Here is a 21,047-nt window from a genome sequence, read left to right on the forward strand (position 1 = left end):
AACTTACTGACGAACACCTTCAACCGAGATAGTAATCTCTACAGTTTCGGAAGCCTTTCCGAGGCTTGCAGGAATGCCAAAGTCCTCAAGGCGCAATTCCGTCTCAGCCTCGAATCCCATGCGGTAGCCGCCCCAGGGATCTTTACCGTGGCCTAGCATTTCCACATCCAACGTAATCTCGCGGGTTACACCGTGCAGTGTGAAATCACCTACGATATCCGCTTCACCTTCATCATCAACAACTACACGCTTACTTTTAAAGCTCGCTTCGGGAAACTCACCAACGTTCAGAAAGTCCTTACTACGAATGTGCTTATCCCGCTCAGCATGGTTGGAGTCCACACTGGAGGTATCAATGGTTACGGATACCGAACTGTTTTCAGGTTTTTTTGCATCGTAAACAAACTGACCATCAAAATCGTTAAAACGTCCATAAAGCCAACTGTAACCCAAGTGAGAAATTTTGAAGGTGATAAACTGGTGGGCACCCTCTTTGTCAAATGCATAGGTTCCACTGTGTTCGTCGGCTTGAACACTTCCTATCAGCGCCACAGAAACGGCAGATGCAAGCAATAATTTCTTCATAACACTCTCCTCTAAGTAGATAAACGCGCTGTTAAACACAGCGCTGTACGAATCAATCATTTCGCCGTGCAGGAACCAACATCCGGCCAAGGGTTTCATCACGATCGAAGAAATGGTGCTTCAACGCACCTGCAGCATGGACAGCCACAAGAGCAATTAGTGCCCATGTACTCCAGTAATGCACCAGACCAGCGGTATCTTCAAGCCCTTTGATTTGGCCAGTGACCGATGGTACGTCGAACCAGCCAAATACACTTATGGACGACCCGTCGGCGGTTGAGATTAAGTAACCACTCACCATCGCCGTAAAAACCAAGACATATAGCAGCATGTGAGCAATCCGGGCGATCAACACCTCCCAGCGTTTGTGTGCGGCAATAGGCTTCGGTAAAGATGAAGCCAACCGCCACAGAAGTCGAAAAATCATTAGCCCGAATAACAAAATACCAATGCTACGATGAATATCCGGAGCACGCCGGTACCAGTCATCGTAGTAAGACAAGTCCACCATCCAAAAGCCGAGGGCAAACAGGCCTATCACGGCAAACGCTACGATCCAGTGAAGCAGGATCGCCAACAAGCCATAGCTGGCAGGGGTATTGTTTACTTGCATAGCAATTTAGGCCTCATATTCAGGTCCGCAATTTGAACTGTATTGAGTATAAAAAGCCGCACGTTTAAAAGAAATCGGAATGTTTTGCCTTCCACCGTCAAAATTTTTGACCATGATAGCGTGACGATCGAAATGGCTTGACTTTGGTCTCATTCGGGTTGTACGGATTGTCGATTTTTATTAACCCGGTAGACTTTCTCTATGATTAAAGCGCCCCGTCGGGGGCCTCATTGAACGAGAGGACAGGACATGGAACTTGAATTCGACGAATCCGTTGTAATCCCAAGCAACAATTGATTATGTGGTAGCTCTCTGTGAAACCCTTTTCACGCACAGAGAGCTGCCAAATTTTAGCTACGCAGTAAACGAACTGGCCGATAATACTCACCGCTATGGCGTTCAGCCTGGGCTAATTCCGTACACCGTCGCAATTACCGTAACCGATACCAGCCCAACGAACACGTTCATTGGCAAGCCAACGCGCACGAAATCCCAAAAGCGATAGCCTCCCGGGCCAAATACCATCATGTTGGTTTGGTACCCCAGCGGCGTGGCGAAACTGGCCGATGCGGCCATCATTACCGCAATCACGAAAGGTTCAGCCGCAACCCCCATGGCGCTGGTCATCGATAACACAACAGGAATCACCAGCACAGCTGCCGCGTTGTTGGTAATCACCTCTGTCAGCACAGACACGGAAAAATAGACGAGAAACAGAGCCAGTAAAACATGGCCCTTGCTTAGGCCGAGAATAACGCCAGCAACATAACTGGCCGCCCCCGTTTCCTCTAGGGCCGCGCCCAGAGCGAACGAAGCCGCGATCGTGAGCACCACTGGCACATCCACTGACTTCTGCGCCTGACCTACGGAACAACAACCGCTCAGAATCATCAAGGCGGCGCCTAGCAAGGCAGCGTTTAGCATGCTGAGCACACCACAAGCCGCCAGCCCCACCAGAACAATCAAGATGCCCCAAGACAGCCACGCGCGATCGTGCCTCGGAGCCTCGGTTTCCAGATCATTTATAAGCAGGAAATCTTTGTTGTAACGTTGACGACTTACAAACGCGGGGCGCGCTTCTAGCAACAACACATCACCAGGCTTTAGGCGAATATTACCCAGATTTCCAGATACCCGGGCACCGCCACGGGCAACGGCCAAAACAACCGCCCCGTAACGTTCCCGGAACCGAGCATCACGAATGGTCAGCCCCAAGACCTCAGACTGGGGAGACAGCGCAGCTTCCATCAAACAACGCTCCGCGCGGTGCTGACTCAAGCTGGGCTCATCTGCGTGCACAGATGGCACAATGCCATTTATTCGTAGAAGATCTGAAATAGCCTGAGTATCTCCGGCAAATACCAGCCGATCGCTGCCGCACAGGCGTTCTTCAGAAGGCACAGCCGTGACCACGCTGCCATCACGCTCGATCTCTACCAGGTACAGTCGCTCCAACTCTCTTAGGCCGGCCTCACCCACGGTTTTACCGACCAAAGGCCCATCAACCGCAACCGCAACCTCCAGAGTGAACTCTCTCATTGATCCAAACTTATGCCTATCTTCCCGATTTGGAAGTGCACGGGGCATAAACAGCAGTATTGCGGCGATACCCAGAATGGCCACCGGCAGACCAACGGCCGTAATAGAGAAAATGGAAAGCCCGGTATCGCCAGTCAATTGCTCGTACTGGCCATTAACAACCAAATTGGTGCTGCTGCCTATCATGGTCAGCGTGCCACCGAGAATGGCGGAATAGCTAAGAGGGATCATCAGCTTTGATGGGGCAATACCTATCTTCCGGGACCAGGCATGGATCGCCGGAATCATGGTCGCCACAACGGGGGTGTTATTGAGAAAACCGCTCAACAATGCTACCGGAAGAGTAATGCGCGCTTGCGCCGAGCGAACGGTTTTGGGGTTTCTCAGCAAGTGCCTGACCAGCAAATCGACGCCACCGGAATGGTGAATGCCTGCCGCCACTACAAACAAGGCTACAACAGTAATTAGCCCGGTATTCGAAAAACCCGACAGGGCTTGGTCGGCTGAAACGATGCCACTGGCACTGAGCACAACCATCACACCCATCAGAACCAAATGGGGCGCATAACGCCCTGAGCTCATGAGTATAAGCGCGACGCCCGCCAGACCCAGCGCAAACCATCCTTGCCAGTCCATTTACGGCTCTTCCCGATCAGAAAACCGGCAGGATAACGAGTTTGCGGAAGACTTAAAAAGAATAACGTATTCTTTTTATATGACCAAAAAGAATAAGCCGAGAAATAGAAGAATGTCAGGTACCCACATCCGCCATATTTCCATAGGCCTCCAGCCAAGATCTCCGGTCTGATGCGCGCTTCTTACCCAGAAGCATATCCATGCGGCTGTCGGTATCATCTCCATCTTCAATGGTGAGCATGACCAAGCGGCGAGTATCCGGCGCCATAGTGGTCTCACGCAATTGCAGCGGGTTCATTTCACCCAGCCCCTTGAAGCGGGTTACCGAGATTTTGCCCTTGCGTTTTTCGGCTTCGATGCGGTCCAGAATGCCCTGCTTTTCATGCTCATCGAGGGCGTAAAAGGTTTCCTTACCCAAATCAACCCGATAAAGCGGCGGCATGGCAACAAACACGTGGCCTGCAGCAACAACCGGCCTGAAGTGTCTAAGGAACAGGGCGCATAAAAGCGTCGCGATGTGCAAACCGTCGGAATCCGCATCGGCGAGGATGCAGATCTTGTTGTAGCGCAAACCGTCCAACTGGTCCGAATTCGGGTCTACACCTATGGCAACGGCGATATCATGAATTTCCTGAGAGGCCAGAATTTCACTGGAATCCACTTCCCAGGTATTCAAAATTTTCCCACGCAACGGCATAACCGCCTGAAATTCACGATCGCGGGCCTGTTTGGCAGAACCGCCAGCCGAGTCTCCCTCAACCAGAAACAACTCAGAGCGAGCGGCATCACCACCCGAACAGTCCGCCAACTTGCCCGGTAGCGCCGGCCCAGAAGTCACTCTTTTACGCGCCACTTTCTTACTGGCTTTGAGCCTACGCTGTGCATTGCTTATAAATAGCTCTGCCAACACCTCGGCCACATCGGTATGCTGGTTCAGCCACAAGCTAAAGGCATCTTTGACCACACCGGAAATAAAGCCCGCCGCCTCTCTTGACGACAATCGTTCCTTGGTCTGGCCTGAAAACTGCGGCTCCTGCATTTTGAAGGAAAGAACGTACGCCGCCTTTTCCCAAATATCTTCGGGCGACAGCTTTACTCCCCGGGGCAGCAAATTACGGAACTCACAAAACTCCCGCATAGCCTCGAGTAGCCCGGTGCGCAAACCGTTCACATGGGTACCGCCCTGAACGGTAGGGATCAGGTTTACATAGCTTTCCATGACCCCTTCGCCACCCTCAGGCAGCCACTGAATAGCCCAGTCAACGGCTTCATTTTTACTGGAGAAACTGCCTATGAAAGGTTCCAGAGGTACTACTTCATAATCTACCAGCGCGGTGCGCAGATAGTCGCGTAGCCCTTCTTCATAGAACCACTCATCTTTTTCGCCCGTCTTTTCCTGCAAAAAGGTTACCGTCAGGCTTGGGCAAAGTACTGCTTTGGCCCGCAAGTTATGGCGCAGACGGCTCACAGAAAAATTGGGACTATCGAAATAAGCAGCATCCGGTGTGAACTTGATACGGGTTCCGGTGTTGCGCTTACCAACCGTATCAATAACTTCCAGTTCAGAAGCCTTGTCACCGTTGGCAAACGTCATGCGATGGAGTTGGCCGTTACGCTTTACGCTAATTTCAAGATGCTTGGAGAGCGCATTAACTACCGAAACACCGACGCCGTGCAAGCCGCCCGAAAAGTTGTAGTTACCCTGAGAAAACTTACCCCCCGCGTGCAGCCGAGTAAGAATCAGCTCAACCCCCGAGAGGCCTTCTTCTTTGTGCAGGTCGACAGGCATACCCCGACCATCGTCTTCAACACTTAGCGATCCGTCTGCATAAAGCACCACATCAATACGGCGAGCATGGCCAGCCAGAGCCTCATCCACACTGTTGTCGATCACTTCCTGAGCCAGATGGTTCGGGCGGCTAGTGTCTGTATACATCCCGGGGCGCTTACGCACCGGATCCAGGCCGCTCAGTACTTCAATGGCATCGGCGTTATATTGTTGCTCGCTCATAGGCTGGACGTAACTCCACGAGAAGGAAAATTCGATCCCATAGCTTATGGATTCATGGCCAAAGATCAACGGCTGATTTTTATTAGGGCTTTAAAACTAAATCCTGATCCCTAACACCCGACACTCGGATTTGCGACCAATCACGAGCAGGAACCGCCACCACTACACAGGGCGACGTTATTACCTGAGCGGTCATGGTTCCGGGCGCCGGCGAACGCATCGTCACCGCAAGCTGTAATGTGCTTGTGGTGCTCTGCGCAGAACTCAGGCTAAGGCTGTAACCGCTCGTTGGCCGTTCCCCTAACGTGACAAACAGCAAATGTTCTTTGGCGAGATCCACCTGTCGCAACTGCTGCACCGCCATATTCTGAGTTGGTAGATCAAGCATCTGCTGCAACCGCTCGGCAGCCTGAACATAGGCCAACCCGGGGCCCGTTAGCCCACAATGGGCTGATTGAGTAACCTGTCGCGCTAAGGGCACATCGCGCTTATCCTCGGTAACATGGGAAGACGCACACCCTGCCAACAACGCAAGGCCGGCCACCAGAGAAACTGATGACACGCCTGCAAATAGCTTTCTACATACAGAAATCAACGCTCTGCTCCAATCAGTTTGGGGGCGGGCTCATGGCCAGAACCGCTCTCTATTTGCTCTGGCAGAAGCTTATAGCCTCTAAACCCGGGGCGGGGCAATACATTGGGTGTCGCCGCCGAAATGGATGGGCGCGAATAGCTGGTTGTCATTTCTATACCTGTAAGCGATTGCCCCGGGCTGATGGTGATTTCCTGCCTGAGACCTGTCACCGGGTATTCCGCACAGGCTTCCCCCGCATGGCAAATCAACCCATCGTTATCCAGATCAGACCCGGCCACCAAAATATAGTTACCGGGCGGAACCTCATTGAGAGTTTGCGGCTCAACGCCATCATCAGGTGCAAAAGAAAACCGGTATTGCCCGTTATCAACCACCGCCGTCGTCTGGGCAACCGTAGTGTAAAAGTCACCTTCCGACTCGGGATCAACCAATAAAACAAAGTGTCTGCCTGCATCACGAGCTTGCTGGTCCGTTACCCTCTGGCCTATCACCGGGATTTCAAGCCTGCGTAACCTGTCGCTTCTGTATTCCACAACAATCGGTGCCCGTGTCGATATCCCAGCTTCCAGCGCTTCCGGACGCAATGTTAGGGAAAGGGTAAACTCGGTTCCGGTTGCCCCACTGGCAGGCGCAGAATCCAAACGCACCCAAGGTGCATTTACAGAGACAGACTCAATAGTTACAAGGCCCGGGTCACTGCCATAAACGCTCAAGGTCACGCTTGCGGAAGAAGCCCCCTCCGACGACAAGCTTACAATGGCGGGGGACGATGCCAACAAATTGGGCACCACCGCCGTAGAGGCCGCCAAAGTGGATTTACCCGCATCGAGAAGACCCCAACCCCGATCTGCGGTTTTAGAGCAGATTTCACGGCCACAATCCTGAAAGGTCAAGTCTCCAGCCATTAGCATGGCTCTCAGCGTGCCATGATCCAGAGCCGGATTGAGGCTCTTCATCAAAGCAAAAACCGCCGAGACATGCGGGGCCGCCATAGAGGTCCCTTGCAAGCCTATGTAGGTTTCTTTCAGGGTGCCATTTATCAAGCTGGCGCTGGTGCTGCTGACCAAGTCACTGCGCCCGTCAGCGTTACCATCACGGCTGGCATCGCCGCCAGGTGCCGCCAAATCGATCCAGCTGCCGGAGTTCGAATAGGCCGACAGCTCACCTGCCCCATCAACAGCGCTTACAGAAAACACTTGATCATAGGCCGCTGGATAGGAGGCAAGCGTAGACGCAGAATTTCCCGCCGCCGCGACAAATACCACACCTCTACTTACACCATCATCAATGGCCTCACTCAACTGCGACTGAAAAGGAAGCCCGCCCAAGCTCAGGTTAACGATATCCGCACGGGGGCTGTCACCTACAGGGCCAGCAACCCAGCGCAAAGCCGCCAACAAATCCGCAGACGAACCTGTGCCACCTTCGCCCAGAACCCGTACAGGAAGCAGCGAGGCGTTGTATGCAATACCGGCGCCGCCCGCACCATTTACCGCAGCGGCAATGGTGCCTGCCACATGGGTACCATGATAAACACTGGTGCCAACTGCGTTTCCTGGGTCCGAAGGGTTATTATCCCGCCCAGCAGGCAGGTCAAAGTCATTATCAAACCCTGCAGACACGAAATCCGCACCACCAACAACGTTTGCATCCAACTCGCTGTGCCAGTTACCCGGCTCGCCGTACAATCCCGTGTCCATCACTGCGACGGTCACACCAGCACCGCCATCACTGGCTAGTTGCCAGGCGGTTGGGGCGTTCACCAACTCATAGTGCCACTGCTGCCCTACGGATAGATGGTTATATAGCGGCTCATTCAGGGGCGTTGTGTTCATCGCCTTCATTTTGTAGTTGGGTGTAGCCGCGGCCACGTCCGCACGCTTGCTCAGGGCCCGAACCCACTCAAGAGTCGAGTCTTGTGGTTGCAAGCCATTACTACGCAACGCCTGAGCCGGGGCTTGAACCAGCCAAACACCCGGCGACAGCTCTTTTTTGGGCTCCATGCCTTCCCGTGGCCCAAACGAGTATTGGGACATCTGGCTCACCCCCTGCTTAAACTCAACGATGGCCTCGGAATCAACAAAATCGTGATCTGGCCATTCAAAACCAGCCGATAAAGCACTGCCTGCCGTGGACGTCGATAGAATATACAGCATAGGCTCAAAACCGGTCGCCTCAACAGCCAAGCTGTAAGAGCCTGCAGGCTCGGTTTCCGGTAGTGAAATCTGGACCGGGTCCGATTGGTTACCCGTAGACTCGGTGGCAATAAGACGATTACCTATGAAAAGAGATAATCTCAGCGGTGATGGGCCCTCGCTGGTAGAGAACGGCTGAAGGGAAATACTCTGCCCTGAATGTAAGGGCAAAGTGAAAATATCAACAGAGTCTGCAGAGTACACATTCCCAAGCCCATCGCCCGCGCCGGAATAAACTCCGAACATAGGACTAACATAACCCGCAAGAACAAATTCCGGAGGCAGAAGTTGCGCATCAGACTCGGGAGAGGCACCCAATGCCAACGTTTCTCCATCGTCAGCATCTACCCGGGTTCCGGCTTCAATAGCGATACTACCCGATAGCGCAACATCACCTGGTGTTAGCTCAATGCTTCCAGAACTTCCGTCACAACCCCAAAGAGCCCCTGTCAACCCCGCCAGAATTGAACACTTTAAAAACGTCGCTGCCATTGCGTGAGCAGGCATTCGCACTAGCCCCTGTTTTGATGTGCCAACAAGTATACGCTACACGGCCCTTCCCAGATGCCGAGAGCTGCTTAATCACTCTGGCATGATTCTACACAAATAAAAAAGCCGCCTTAGAAAACTTTCCGAAGGCGGCTCTGACATCTCACGGTAAAACTCAAGTCGCGTAGAACAACATAGGCACGAAGGCGACCAGCAGCAAGGTTGGCCCCATAACCGCAATAGGTAACAGGAGCCGCTCGTAGCGATGCCAGAAGGAGCCAACACGTTCAGCCGCCAGCACTTCGTTCTCTCCAACCACCTGCCGGGTAAGGAGATGGTTCAACGCCACAGGCGGGCTGAGGTAACCCAGCTCAAACGCTACCAAGCAAACAATCCAGAAATGCAAAGGATCAATACCCAGTTGAATAGCTGGCTGTGCCACGGTTGCCGACACCAGTATGACTGCGCCAAACGGATCCATAACCATACCGATAACCGTCAACATGAGCACGATCACAAACATCGCAAGCCAGGGACTGGTTAGATGCTCAGGGAAAAGCGCGTGAACAATCTCAGAACGTTCAAGAATACCCCCTAAACAAATCGAAAAACCGATCAATGCCAGCAAAGCACCAATATGCACGGCCGAATCGCTGGCTGCAGTGCAGCTTCGGCCCCAGAAGGCTTGGGTGCGAGTTTCGTTGTCTCCGCGGCTGCTACTATTGGCATCGAGAAACACGAGAGCAAGCATGACCAAAGGCAGGATCAAGGGGGCACTGTATTCGTTGAAAGACAGGCCAAGCACAAAGTAGATAACAAATATAACCGCCGCAGCCACCGCCACGTATGGCAGCAGGGGTTTGAGTTGTTGCAGCGATGCGTTGAAAGCACCCGGAGCCGGTCGTGGCCGCCAGTTGCCTTCCGTTTTACATACGATGATCGAGAACAGGGTGGCCGACATAATGAACACCCAAAAGCCCCAACCATACATTTCAGTGGTCGTGACTTCCTTGTTCAAAGCTGCGACAACCACAATCAACAAGCAGGGGTTCAAAACAACACCGAGACTCCCCGACATCGCCGTTGTCGCCAACGCCAGCTGCCGCCCAGCCCCTGCCCTACGCAACTCATCGTAGACCACGCCGCCGACAGCAAGAATGAAAATACCGGAGGCACCGGTAAACGCCGTGGGAAAAGCTGTCGCAAAGATAATCACAGAGGCCAGCATGGGGGCAGGCAAGTTATAGGGCTTGATGACGTTCAGCAATAACTCTGGCAAGCGGGTCTGTTTAAGAACCATGCCCACCAGAACATAGAGCCCGATGTTGATAAACATCGACGACAGGTTGGACATCATGCCGAAGTAAATAGCCAGCCCTGATGCGTAGCCATCAACAAAGAAAAAGTAGGTCATGGCTATCAGGCCCATGGTGCAATACAGCGGCAACACCAAACCCGAAGACAGGGCTAGCCCGCCAGGCTTTATATGCTTGGGCACGTAAAGAAAACGAAAGGCGTTGATCACAATGAACAAGCCGAACACACCTGTCCAAGCATACTGAAGTATGACTGTAGATTCGGCCCCGGGCGAGCTTGCCAACCGGCCCAAATAAGCATTCATCGAGAAGACCATCATGCCATTAACCGCAAACTGCACCGCCTGACTCAAGCGCCACTCTGACCGATTTCTGGGCAGCCGCAGTGCAATATGGTCGGCATCCATAGCTGCCACCGCCGCCGCCATCGCGAAGATTGCGATAAACAGGTACTTGGTTAACTCAATGTTCTCCAGCAGAAACGCCGCCAATCCTTGCTCAACGGTCTTGAAAGCGCCCAGCGCAGGCGTGGCATGTTCAAGGTTGTTCTGATAGGCAGCATGTTGGTCCGCGCACAGGACAAGGTTTCGTTCTAGCGAGGTGCGAATGGCGTTGGGGTTCGGTGGGGAATCAAACAGATCGTCCGGGTCCGGCTTATAGGCCTCCACCCTCTTGCGAACTTCTGCATCCACATTCATCTCCAACCGACACGACGGCTCTGTGGCATCTGGATTCAGCAGATAATAGTTCGGCCATGTTTGCTCACCAATCCAAAGCAAGCGAGAGTGAAGCGAGTTACCCATACCGAGGAGCAGGGTAAAAAACAGCAGCAACAACAGAATAGCTCCATGCATTTTATGCACGGGGTAAAGGGCTCTTGCGGCCGGTGCAGTTATGGCTTGCCAGTTCATGGGTAATCCGCCCTATTATTCCCGGTTTTCCGAGGTACACTCCGACGCTGACGGGTTACTGGCACAGCGAATTTTACTCAGCAGGCTCAGCATTTTCGGGTGGTAAACATCAGGTGCTCCGTTTAGGCCGTCACGCATTTCAATGCGGTTCTGACGGAACATTTCCTGATACCCCTGAATGTCTTTCTCTGGAATGCGAATCCACTTTTCTTCCGAAATTGCCGCCTCCTGATTGCTAATCAGGTTCATTGCCTGCGGGTACATATCCCAGGCTACTTGTCGAGAAGCTTGGGCGGTTTTGTCGTCCAGAACGCCTTCGCGGGCGATCACCTGAATAGTAAGCTGGGCCAAGGGGTAGTCCACGATACCGCCGGACTCCCCAATACCCTTGTAGAGTTCGAGTGCTTCATAAGCGAATGCCGGTGCGTAAGCGGTATCTACGGAACCGTTATTAAACTTGCCAGCAAAGTTGGTGATGTCTGAGGGCACCACGGTTGCCTTAACAAAGTTCACCATGTGAATGGCGTCTTTCTGGTAGTCCAAGGTCGCCATCCTCTTGCCCGCTAAATCGCCCGCAGTATCCATGCTGCGGTCGTTAACAAACAGATACCCGGCGCCAGCTGGCACAATACCCAGCACTTCATAACCATCCTGTTTCATAAGCGGTGCAGCCTTGGCTTGCGCCAAAGTCGCTAGAAGCGTTTTAAGGTCATCATAAGTAGGGAGCGCACCAACGGCACTAACGGTTCCCGTAAAACGATTAAAAGGTCTGGTGCGAAGGTCTGTCGCAGCAACGGCATCACATTGGCCCGCGTTGAAGTCACCTACTGCAACACCTTCATCGGTGTAGGGCTTCAGATCATAGTCCACACCGTGAGATTTCATCTCTAGGGCGTAGTCCTTAACCATGTTGAACATGTCACCGTTTGCGCCAATGACATCAAAGACGCACATTTTTACGGTTTGTGCTGAAGCCAAGGGCGCTATGGCAGCGAGAGTCAAGGCGGTAAGGGATTTACGGATCATAACGACCTCCTAATCATTCTTGTGTTTGTATTGAGTTTATTAGGCGGCCGAATACCGCCACCGGCGCTAACCAATCAGAGCAATCCATCCAGACTCATGGTTTCAATATTTTCAGTGTTGCGTTCCGGGCTCATTTTTCCGAAGAACGACTGTGGCGTGCGGTAGCCGTACTCAGCTGTCCAGTGCTTGTCTGAGGAAAACCGAATGATGTTCTCGGCCACATAGTCGGCCAAGCGATACTTCTCCCATACTTCAATGGTGTCGTCCGCTTCTACAAAGCGGTGAATAACATCAGCTAAAATATCTGTGCGACCGAAAGTTTCCGCCGCAACCGCTTCAAGAGCCATGGAAGCGCGCATACCCGAGCGCACACCCATAGCCGAACTGTTTTCAAGCACCTGCCAAGGATCGGGTGACTGTTCTGGACGGGTGTCCGGTAACAATAACCAAACCATCGCGCGCACAGCGTTGGGTAGCCCACCGGTTTTATCGTTATCAATACAGGTTGCGGCGCGCTCAGCTTGCGGCGCGATGTTACGTGGTATGCCTGCACGGGCACCGGAATTGGCATCGTTCACAACCGCTTGCAAACCCGTCAGCAAACCAAGCAGAAAGGTCATTTCCTCCTGCTCGCTTTGCAGGGTTGGACACTCAAGAGGTTCTTTGGAAGGATCAAAATCGTAAGCCGCCATAGCCCTGAGGAAAGCCAACTGGCGACGTTTAGCGGTGAGTGCATACAAGCGCTTGGAACGCTCGCGGGCGTCTTTGGCAGCAGGCACATCGCCTTCGTAGTCTGCCCGCAAATAGCCGAGTTCAGCCTCCCAGGCTTCGTACTCCATACAGTTGGCCGCTAGCAGCATCAACAACGAACCACTGGTATTCGGTGCATCGTTGATCCGCGAAAAAGAATAGAGCAAGGGGTCAATCCCTTCCCCAAGGGCGCATGCCATTTCCGGATCAGACATCTGCATGACATATGGGGTGGCTTCACCCTCAGAGTAATTTGCCAATACAAATCCGGTCGTTTTGTAGATCGGGTGTAAAGAGCAACCGGTAAACAAAACGGCGATTACCAGAAAAACCAGTTTATTGCGTACCGCCATCAGGCGGCTGGCATGAGTTGCCAGTGTGGACATCGTTAAATCACCCTGCTCTGAATTATTTTTATCAGCATGAAACACAGTCAGTCCTGTGATTCTGGTGGCAAGAGTGCGTTTAAAGGGGTGCTACAGAAATGGCTCGTTTGCCGAATCGCTTGTGCCTATCAGGCCAATGGCCTGATATGGGAAGCCTAATTTCGGCATATTTTAAGTTAAAACAATGCGATAAGGAGAAATACAAAAACAACAATTGTTCGAACATTTTGTTACAAACTGACGACTGGCTCTCATTATGGTCAGCCTGCACAAACAGGCTTTTTAGCTTAAGCCCAGCATGGCCACTACTTGATCGGTTAGGCCATCTTGAGTCAAACCGCCGCGGTCTGGGCGGTACCAAGTAACAGTCCAGCTCAATGCACCCGTTAACATACGGCGCACTATAAAGGGATCGGCAACGAGAGCGCCTTCCTGTTTCAAGCCAGTCAACACATCCAGCCACAAAGCCTCGTAAATATCTCGAAGCTTTAGCACTTCGGCTCGGGACGCTTCCGAGAGGCTACGCCATTCAAATACCAGAACAGCCATAGCTTCTCCGGTTTGGCCGTTAATCGATTCTAGCTCGGCACTTACCAGTGCTCTCAACTTCTCCCGGTTGGAATCAGCCGAGCTCATTGCGGCCTGCATCAACGCTGTGTTCAGCCTGATCGTTTCTACCATCACCGCCTTCAATATTTCTTCTTTGGTGCGGAAATGATGAAACAAGCTTCCGGACTGAATACCAACGGCTGCCGCCAAGTCCCTCACTGTAGTGCGCTCATACCCCTTCTCACGAAAAAGGCGGGCAGCTTCCCGAAGCAGTCGTCCACGGGCACTTTCGGGATCTGAAACCAGATTTTCGGTAACGAGTGATTGGAGAATTTTGTCTTGATTCACAGGTAATTCCAGCGGCTTTGAAAGAAGCAACATTCTACCTAAGATTTAGCTGTTTACAAACCAAGCGCTTGCTTGGTATGGTCTATTTGTTGGTTAATCGTCTGCTGGCACACATTCCCTGTGCGCTCAAGCAAACACAGGAACAGGATGCACAAACATGACTAGCTCACCGAAGACCATCCGCATTGGTTGTTCCTCCGCATTCTGGGGTGACACCGAAACGGCCGCAGCACAACTGGTGCACAAAGGTGACATCAACTATTTGGTTTCGGATTATTTGGCTGAAGTGACCATGTCAATCATGGCTGGCCAGAAGATGAAAGATCCCAGCCAAGGCTACGCCCGAGACTTCGTCGAAACCGTTATGGGCCCATTGCTGGGTGACATTAAAGCAAAGGGCATTCGCGTACTCACTAACGCTGGCGGCGTGAATCCAGTGGCCTGCCGCGATGCCTTGCAAGCGCTGTGCGAAAAAGCTGGCGTAGATATGAAAATTGCTCTGGTGCTTGGGGATGACCTGCTTCCACAGAAACAGGCCCTGAGCAAAGCCGGCATCACCGAAATGGCAACCGGCGAACCCATGCCCACCATGATGGTAAGCCTTAACGCCTACCTAGGAGCCTCCGGTCTAGCAGAAGCTTTGGATCAAGGCGCAGATATTGTTCTTACCGGGCGAGTGGTAGACAGTGCGTTAATACTCGCTCCTCTGGTTCACGAATTTGGCTGGGACTGGAAGGACTACGACAAACTAGCCCAAGGCAGCCTTGCCGGCCACCTGTTGGAATGTGGCGCACAATCCACCGGCGGCAACTTTACTGACTGGGAAGAGATTGCTGACGGCTTCGCCGACATGGGCTTCCCGATAGCTGAAGTAAGCGCAGACGGTGAATTTGTTGTCACCAAGCCGGAAGGTACAGGCGGAAAGGTCAGCCGTGGCACGGTCGCAGAGCAGCTGGTTTACGAAATTGGTGATCCCCGTGCGTATTTTCTGCCAGACGTAACCTGCGATTTTACCGATGTTGAACTTATAGAAAGCGGGCAAGACCGGGTAACCGTTCGCGGTGCCCGTGGCCTGCCTCCCACCGATAGCTATAAGGTTTCAGGCACTTGGCCAGATGGCTTCAAGTGTACAGCAACGTTCCTGCTCGCGGGCATTGATGCTCCAAAAAAGGCACAGGCAGTAGCCGAGGCCATCCTCACTAAAACATCGCGATTGTTTCAAGAACGCGGGCTACCAGATTACACCGAGACCAGCATTGAGTTGCTAGGCACTGAAACCACCTACGGCGAGCATAGTCGAGGTCAAGGTAGCCGGGAAGTCGTGGTTAAGATCAGTGCAGCCCATACAAAAAAAGCGGCGCTGGTGCTTTTCTCCCGGGAGATTGCACAAGCCGCTACCGGTATGGCTCCTGGCCTAACCGGAATAGTGGGTGGTCGACCAACAGTTTGGCCAAAAATCCGCCTCTATTCTTGTTTAGTTCCAAAGAGCGAAGTAACCGTGTCTGTTGACTTTAACAGCCAGACAACACCAGTTGATGCCGATTCCGTTGGTGGTTTCCAGCCCGGTCTAATCAATGATCAAGCTCCAATCGAAGTCGCATCAGCCACCGATACCACCGTACCTTTGGTTGATCTGGCCTGGGCCCGCAGTGGTGATAAAGGCGACCACAGCAACATTGGTGTTATTGCTCGCAAACCTGAGTTCGTTCCTTTTATTGCAGCTGCATTGAGTGCAGAAGCTGTGGCCGAGTGGATGGAGCACACACTGAATCCGGAAACCGGCAAGGTCACTCGCTGGACGCTGCCGGGCCTGCACGCATTCAACTTCCTGCTGGAGCACAGTCTGGGCGGAGGTGGCGTTGCCAGCCTGCGCATTGATCCGCAAGGTAAGGCGTTTGCACAGCAACTATTGGAATTTCCGGTGCCGGTGCCTGCTGGGCTGGTTCGTTCCTGATTCTATGGACCATGCACTCTGGCTGGCCGTCCCTCCTGGGACACGCCGTAAATACGTCCCTGTAGGCTTGGCCGCAGCATCCATGCTGCCCACAGTCCCGGGAGGGACGGCCACCCAGAGCGCTCATACATTGAGCAAGGTTATTAAACTATGAGTTATCAATCCGTTTTTCACCCTGACCTGTTCAAGGGTCACGTATTTATCGTGACCGGGGGCGGCTCCGGCATCGGACGCTGCACCGCGCACGAACTGGCTGCCCTAGGCGCCAAAGTTGCGCTGGTGGGTCGCAAAGTCGAAAAAGTTGAAGCCGTAAAAGCAGAAATTCTTGAAGACGGTGGCGTTGCCTCGGCTCACGTATGCGATATCCGCGAAGAAGAGTCTGTAAAAGCCACAGTCAAAGCGATTATCGCAGAGCATGGCGGCCTGAACGGCGTCGTTAACAATGCTGGCGGCCAGTTCCCTTCTCCTCTGGCGGGCATCAACCAGAAAGGTTGGGAGACTGTGGTTCGCACCAATCTCACCGGTGGTTTTTTGATGGCGCGAGAGGCCTATACGCAGGCACTTTCGAAAACCGGCGGCGCCATCGTGAATATCGTGGCCGACATGTGGGGCGGTATGCCGGGCATGGGGCACTCGGGTGCCGCAAGAGCTGGCATGGTGAATTTCACCCAGACAGCCGCTGTGGAATGGGGCACCTCTGGCGTTCGCGTGAATGCGGTTGCTCCGGGCTGGATTGCCTCCAGCGGCATGGATAACTACCCCGAGCACATGAAACAGTGGATTCGTAGCCTTGGGGACAATGTGCCAATAAAACGCATGGGCACCGAGTCGGAAATAAGTTCGGCCATCTGTTTTTTATTAAGTCCAGGCGCTTCGTTTATCAGCGGCGATTGCTTGCGAATTGATGGTGCAGCATCTCAGGGCGGTCGCGTATGGCCGTTCCCGAAGGCAAAGAACAACGAGCCGTACAACGGTTTTCATCGAGCAGTCGCGCCCAAAGTGTTAAGCGAGGATTGAGGAGTTTTTATGCAAACACTGGAAACCAGCGTTAACCCGCAATCCGACGAGTTTCGTGTCAACACCGAAGCCATGAACGGTCATATTCAGATCTTCCGAAATGTGGAACAAAAGGTTCTGGATCTTGCCGAAGCCGCACGGGAGAAGTTCACCAAACGCGGAAAGCTGCTCCCCCGGGATCGCATTAACCGTTTGCTCGATCGCGGCACTCCGTTTCTGGAACTGTGTTCACTCGCTGGCTACAAGATGCACGATGACAAAGACGGCAGCATGGCTGGCGGCAACATCATCGCCGGTATCGGCACCGTAAGTGGCATCCGCTGCCTCGTGGTCGCCAGTAACAGCGCGATTAAAGGCGGCACCATTACTCCGGCCGGCCTAGACAAGACCCTGCGCCTGCAACAGATCGCCAAGGAAAACAAGCTACCGGTTGTGTCTCTATCCGAGAGCGGCGGCGCCAACCTGAACTACGCCACCGATATTTTTGTTCAAGGCGCACGTGGTTTCGCCAATCAGGCACGCATGTCGGCGGCCGGGCTGCCACAGGTCACCGTGGTTCACGGCAACGCCACCGCTGGCGGTGCCTATCAGCCCGGCTTGTCGGATTACGTAATCGCGATCCGCGGCAAAGCCAAGATGTTCCTCGCTGGCCCTCCCTTGCTGAAGGCGGCGACCGGTGAAATAGCGGGCGACGAAGAGCTTGGCGGCGCAGAAATGCACGCTCAGGTTGCCGGTACCGTTGAATATCTAGCCGAAGACGACGCAGACGGCATACGCCAAGCTAGAAATATCATGGAAGCTTTGCCGTGGAATGAGCAGCTTCCGCCGCAGCGCGAACTGACATGGGACGAGCCCTTATACCCTGAGGAAGAGCTGTTGGGTGTGATCCCTTCAGACTCGAAAAAACCTTACGACGTGCGTGAAATCCTCGCACGAATTGCCGACGGCTCAAAGTTCATGGATTTCAAAAACGAGTTCGATGACCAAACCGTGTGCGGAACCATACGAATTGAAGGTCATTCCGTTGGCATCATCGGCAACAACGGCCCGATCACCCCGGCCGGTAGCGCGAAAGCGGCTCAGTTCATCCAACTCTGCGATCAGGCTGGTACACCTCTGCTCTTCTTGCACAACACTACGGGGTTCATGGTGGGTACGCACTCGGAGCAGAACGGCATCATCAAGCACGGTTCGAAAATGATTCAGGCTGTTGCTAACTGCCGGGTGCCGAAAGTCGCAATTGTGATCGGCGGTTCCTATGGTGCAGGTAACTATGCCATGTGTGGTCGCGGTCTTGATCCGAGGTTCATCTTCGCTTGGCCCAATAGCCGAACTGCGGTTATGGGCCCAGCCCAAGCTGGCAAGGTGATGCGTATTGTGGCGGAGGACAAGCAGCGCCGCAGTGGTATCGAGCCGGATCCAAAAACTCTGGAGTTTCTGGAGCAGGCCACAGCGAAAAAACTGGAGGACGGTTCCACTGCCCTGTTCGGTACTGCACGGCTATGGGATGACGGCCTGATCGATCCACGAGATACCCGGCGCGTAGTCGCACTGGTTCTCGATGTGTGCCGCGAAGCCGAAATCCGCCAGTTGCGGCCCAATACATTTGGCGTGGCCCGCCTCTAGAGGCTTGGGCAATGGTGTATGGAACCGGGCCGAAGCACCTCCCAAAAAACGCCCGTAAATACATCCCTGTAGGGCTCGGTCGCGCCATCCATGGCGCTCCACGTTTTTGGGAGGTGCTTCGGCCCGGTTCCGGCCAACCAAGAGTTATCTCACAGCAGCAATACAGAAGCTCAAAATAGTTAACAGGTAGCAAAGAACTAGCAGACACAAGCGGGTGTGGGGCAGACCTGCAACCCAAGTTAGCGAACCTGCACCCATAGGTGTAGATGAGACCCAAATGGCAGGAGAACAAAGCGTGAAATTCACAGCCGAACATGAAGCCCTGAGAAAAACCGTCCGCGATTTCGTGCAGAAGGAAATTAACCCCCATTGCGACGAATGGGAAGAAGCTGGCCAGTTCCCCATTCACGAACTGTTCAAAAAACTGGGTAACCTTGGCCTACTGGGCATCCAGAAGCCCGAAGAATACGGCGGCATGGGGCTCGACTACAGCTACAACCTCGTAGCAGCTGAAGAGCTGGGCATGGCCAACTGCGGCGGCGTACCCTTGGCAATTGGCGTTCAGACAGACATGTGCACGCCTGCTATCGCCCGCTTCGGTTCTGACGAACTAAAACGTACCTTTCTAGCACCTGCGATAGCCGGTGACATGGTGGGTTGCATTGGTGTGAGCGAGGTAGGTGCCGGTTCCGATGTGGCTGGTTTGAAAACCACCGCAAAGAAAGACGGTGACGATTACATCATCAACGGCTCCAAAATGTGGATCACCAACAGCCCTCAGGCAGACTTCATTTGCCTGCTGGCCAATACGAGTGATGACAAGCCGCATAAAAACAAATCACTGATCGTAGTTCCTATGAACACTCCGGGGATAACCTTCAGCCCGCATTTGAACAAACTAGGCATGCGTTCTTCCGAAACTGCCCAGATTTTCTTCGACGATGTGCGCGTTCCCCAGCGCTATCGCATTGGAGCCGAAGGGACTGGCTTCATGATGCAAATGCTGCAATTCCAAGAAGAGCGTCTCTGGGGTGCTGCGAACGTTATCAAAGCGTTGGAAAACTGCATTGACCAGACCATTGAGTACTGCCGCGAGCGCAAAACCTTCGGTACACCACTAATCGACAACCAGGTGATTCACTTCCGCTTGGCCGAGTTACAGACCGAAGTAGAAGCACTGCGAGCTTTAACTTACAAGGCATGTGAACTGCACATTGAAGGCAAAGACGTAACCAAACTTGCCTCCATGGCCAAGCTGAAAGCTGGCCGTCTGGGCCGTGAAGTGACCGACAGCTGCCTGCAGTACTGGGGCGGTAACGGCTTCATGTGGGACAACCCGGCTTCCCGTGCCTTCCGTGATGTGCGATTGGTGTCTATCGGCGGTGGTGCTGACGAAATCATGTTGGGGATCATTTGCAAGCTTATGGGCACCTTGCCTGGCAAGCGCAAAGGCTGAAGCTTGGTGCCAGACCGGCAGCCCGGTTGAACTCTTCAGGACACGCCCGCGAGTACGTCCTTGTAGGGCTCGATCGGGCCATCCATGGCCCTCAACGGTCCTGAAGAGTTCAACCGGGCTACCGGCCCCAAATAATGTTCGTGGAGTCTATCAATGCAAACCTTGCCTCATTGCGAAACACTGCTTCTGAAAAAACAAGGGCCAGTCCTGCACGTCACCATCAACCGGCCAGAGTCCCGGAACGCCATGAGCCTGCAAATGGTGGCAGAGCTGTCGACAATTTTTACCGAAGTGGAATCCGATTCCAGCATACGCGCCGTGGTCATTCGCGGCTCAGGCGGTCACTTCTGCGCAGGAGGTGATATCAAAGACATGGCCGGAGCCCGCAATCAAGATGCTGGCGAAGGCGAAACCGACCCCTTCTACCGATTAAACCGAGCCTTCGGACAGATGCTTCAGCAAGTGAACGAATCGTCGAAAGTGGTCGTTGCCGTAACCGAAGGAGCCATCATGGGCGGCGGTTTTGGTTTGGCCTGTATCTCAGACGTTGCCATCGCAGGGCCGACCGCCAAGTTCGGCATGCCCGAGACCTCCCTCGGCATCATTCCTGCCCAAATTGCGCCGTTTGTAGTGGAGCGCATCGGCCTGACCCAGGCTCGTCGACTTGCACTGCTTGGTTTGCGAATTGGAGCCGCCGAAGCCTGCGCATTGGGTATTGTTCATCAGGCCGCTGCCTCCGATGAAGAATTAAACGAAATGTTGGCTCAAGCACTGGATCGCATTCGCCACTGCGCCCCCAACGCCACTGCAGAAACCAAAGCCCTGCTACACCGGGTTGGCCACGAATCCATGGGAGGCTTGCTCGATAGCGCTGCAGATATCTTCGCAAAAGCTGTCCGGGGCAGCGAAGGCGCAGAAGGCACCATGGCATTCATGCAGAAGCGCCCACCAGCCTGGACAGACACGAAATAATTCAGAGGGAGTGAGAGCCGGTGGATGCGGTTTCAGGAAATGTCGTCGGCCACTCGCGATCAGGCATACCGTT

15 protein-coding genes are annotated in these 21,047 nt (G+C 53.5%); 5 read left to right on the forward strand and 10 right to left on the reverse strand.

Features of this window, described 5'->3' with window-relative positions; translation table 11 throughout:
* Positions 1 to 3 precede the first annotated feature (3 nt).
* From KO508_RS12915 to KO508_RS12960, 10 genes are all read right to left on the reverse strand, one after another.
* A complete protein-coding gene (locus tag KO508_RS12915) occupies positions 4 to 585 on the reverse strand; it encodes a YceI family protein (RefSeq protein ID WP_216008707.1) in 582 nt (193 codons plus the stop codon).
* 52 nt (positions 586 to 637) lie between these two features.
* Positions 638 to 1,198, reverse strand: a complete 561-nt coding sequence (locus KO508_RS12920; RefSeq protein ID WP_216008708.1) for a cytochrome b — start codon at positions 1,196 to 1,198, stop codon at positions 638 to 640.
* 399 nt (positions 1,199 to 1,597) lie between these two features.
* The gene (locus KO508_RS12925; RefSeq protein ID WP_216008709.1) at positions 1,598 to 3,373 is read right to left on the reverse strand and encodes an SLC13 family permease; all 1,776 of its coding nucleotides are present in this window, start codon (positions 3,371 to 3,373) and stop codon (positions 1,598 to 1,600) included.
* 115 nt (positions 3,374 to 3,488) lie between these two features.
* Positions 3,489 to 5,384 carry a DNA topoisomerase IV subunit B gene (gene parE, locus KO508_RS12930; protein WP_216008710.1) on the reverse strand — a complete coding sequence of 632 codons (1,896 nt, stop codon included), beginning with the start codon at positions 5,382 to 5,384 and terminating at the stop codon, positions 3,489 to 3,491.
* An 82-nt stretch (positions 5,385 to 5,466) separates the two neighbouring features.
* Positions 5,467 to 5,946, reverse strand: a complete 480-nt coding sequence (locus KO508_RS19080) for a protease complex subunit PrcB family protein (protein WP_216008711.1) — start codon at positions 5,944 to 5,946, stop codon at positions 5,467 to 5,469.
* 29 nt (positions 5,947 to 5,975) lie between these two features.
* Entirely contained in the window at positions 5,976 to 8,681 is a 2,706-nt protein-coding gene (locus KO508_RS12940; protein ID WP_216008712.1) for a S8 family serine peptidase, read from the reverse strand.
* A gap of 157 nt (positions 8,682 to 8,838) precedes the next feature.
* Entirely contained in the window at positions 8,839 to 10,890 is a 2,052-nt protein-coding gene (locus KO508_RS12945; RefSeq protein ID WP_216008713.1) for a TRAP transporter large permease subunit, read from the reverse strand.
* Positions 10,891 to 10,905: 15 nt separating this feature from the next.
* The gene (locus tag KO508_RS12950; RefSeq protein ID WP_216008714.1) at positions 10,906 to 11,916 is read right to left on the reverse strand and encodes a putative solute-binding protein; all 1,011 of its coding nucleotides are present in this window, start codon (positions 11,914 to 11,916) and stop codon (positions 10,906 to 10,908) included.
* 74 nt (positions 11,917 to 11,990) lie between these two features.
* A complete protein-coding gene (locus KO508_RS12955) occupies positions 11,991 to 13,019 on the reverse strand; it encodes a hypothetical protein (protein ID WP_252738134.1) in 1,029 nt (342 codons plus the stop codon).
* A gap of 315 nt (positions 13,020 to 13,334) precedes the next feature.
* Entirely contained in the window at positions 13,335 to 13,982 is a 648-nt protein-coding gene (locus tag KO508_RS12960) for a TetR/AcrR family transcriptional regulator (RefSeq protein WP_216008716.1), read from the reverse strand.
* Between the two features lie 124 nt (positions 13,983 to 14,106).
* Here KO508_RS12960 and KO508_RS12965 point away from each other — a divergent pair, with 124 nt between their 5' ends.
* The 5 genes from KO508_RS12965 to KO508_RS12985 all read left to right on the forward strand — a co-directional run bounded on the left by KO508_RS12965 (position 14,107) and on the right by KO508_RS12985 (position 20,974).
* Positions 14,107 to 15,903: an acyclic terpene utilization AtuA family protein gene (locus KO508_RS12965; RefSeq protein ID WP_216008717.1), complete on the forward strand. Its 1,797-nt coding sequence runs from the start codon at positions 14,107 to 14,109 to the stop codon at positions 15,901 to 15,903.
* Positions 15,904 to 16,053: 150 nt separating this feature from the next.
* Positions 16,054 to 16,920 (forward strand): SDR family oxidoreductase, encoded by an 867-nt coding sequence (locus tag KO508_RS12970; RefSeq protein ID WP_216008718.1) that lies wholly within the window; start codon positions 16,054 to 16,056, stop codon positions 16,918 to 16,920.
* Between the two features lie 9 nt (positions 16,921 to 16,929).
* On the forward strand, positions 16,930 to 18,546 hold the full coding sequence (locus KO508_RS12975) for an acyl-CoA carboxylase subunit beta (protein WP_216008719.1): 1,617 nt from the start codon (positions 16,930 to 16,932) through the stop codon (positions 18,544 to 18,546).
* A 295-nt stretch (positions 18,547 to 18,841) separates the two neighbouring features.
* Positions 18,842 to 20,002 (forward strand): citronellyl-CoA dehydrogenase, encoded by a 1,161-nt coding sequence (atuD, locus tag KO508_RS12980; RefSeq protein WP_216008720.1) that lies wholly within the window; start codon positions 18,842 to 18,844, stop codon positions 20,000 to 20,002.
* 153 nt (positions 20,003 to 20,155) lie between these two features.
* On the forward strand, positions 20,156 to 20,974 hold the full coding sequence (locus tag KO508_RS12985) for an enoyl-CoA hydratase/isomerase family protein (protein WP_216008721.1): 819 nt from the start codon (positions 20,156 to 20,158) through the stop codon (positions 20,972 to 20,974).
* The last annotated feature ends 73 nt before the right edge of the window (positions 20,975 to 21,047 follow it).

The sequence above is a fragment of the Marinobacter salexigens genome (assembly GCF_018860765.1).
Lineage (GTDB): Bacteria > Pseudomonadota > Gammaproteobacteria > Pseudomonadales > Oleiphilaceae > Marinobacter > Marinobacter salexigens_A.

Bases quoted from the DNA above. Each gene is read 5' to 3' on its own strand.
- KO508_RS12985 (WP_216008721.1), top strand. From the start codon at position 20,156: ATGCAAACCTTGCCTCATTGCGAAACACTGCTTCTGAAAAAACAAGGG.
- parE (WP_216008710.1), bottom strand. From the start codon at position 5,384: ATGAGCGAGCAACAATATAACGCCGATGCCATTGAAGTACTGAGCGGC.
- KO508_RS12945 (WP_216008713.1), bottom strand. From the start codon at position 10,890: ATGAACTGGCAAGCCATAACTGCACCGGCCGCAAGAGCCCTTTACCCC.
- KO508_RS12940 (WP_216008712.1), bottom strand. From the start codon at position 8,681: ATGCCTGCTCACGCAATGGCAGCGACGTTTTTAAAGTGTTCAATTCTG.
- KO508_RS12965 (WP_216008717.1), top strand. From the start codon at position 14,107: ATGACTAGCTCACCGAAGACCATCCGCATTGGTTGTTCCTCCGCATTC.
- KO508_RS12960 (WP_216008716.1), bottom strand. From the start codon at position 13,982: ATGTTGCTTCTTTCAAAGCCGCTGGAATTACCTGTGAATCAAGACAAA.
- KO508_RS12950 (WP_216008714.1), bottom strand. From the start codon at position 11,916: ATGATCCGTAAATCCCTTACCGCCTTGACTCTCGCTGCCATAGCGCCC.
- KO508_RS12925 (WP_216008709.1), bottom strand. From the start codon at position 3,373: ATGGACTGGCAAGGATGGTTTGCGCTGGGTCTGGCGGGCGTCGCGCTT.
- KO508_RS12955 (WP_252738134.1), bottom strand. From the start codon at position 13,019: ATGGCGGTACGCAATAAACTGGTTTTTCTGGTAATCGCCGTTTTGTTT.
- KO508_RS12975 (WP_216008719.1), top strand. From the start codon at position 16,930: ATGCAAACACTGGAAACCAGCGTTAACCCGCAATCCGACGAGTTTCGT.
- KO508_RS12920 (WP_216008708.1), bottom strand. From the start codon at position 1,198: ATGCAAGTAAACAATACCCCTGCCAGCTATGGCTTGTTGGCGATCCTG.
- KO508_RS12915 (WP_216008707.1), bottom strand. From the start codon at position 585: ATGAAGAAATTATTGCTTGCATCTGCCGTTTCTGTGGCGCTGATAGGA.
- KO508_RS12970 (WP_216008718.1), top strand. From the start codon at position 16,054: ATGAGTTATCAATCCGTTTTTCACCCTGACCTGTTCAAGGGTCACGTA.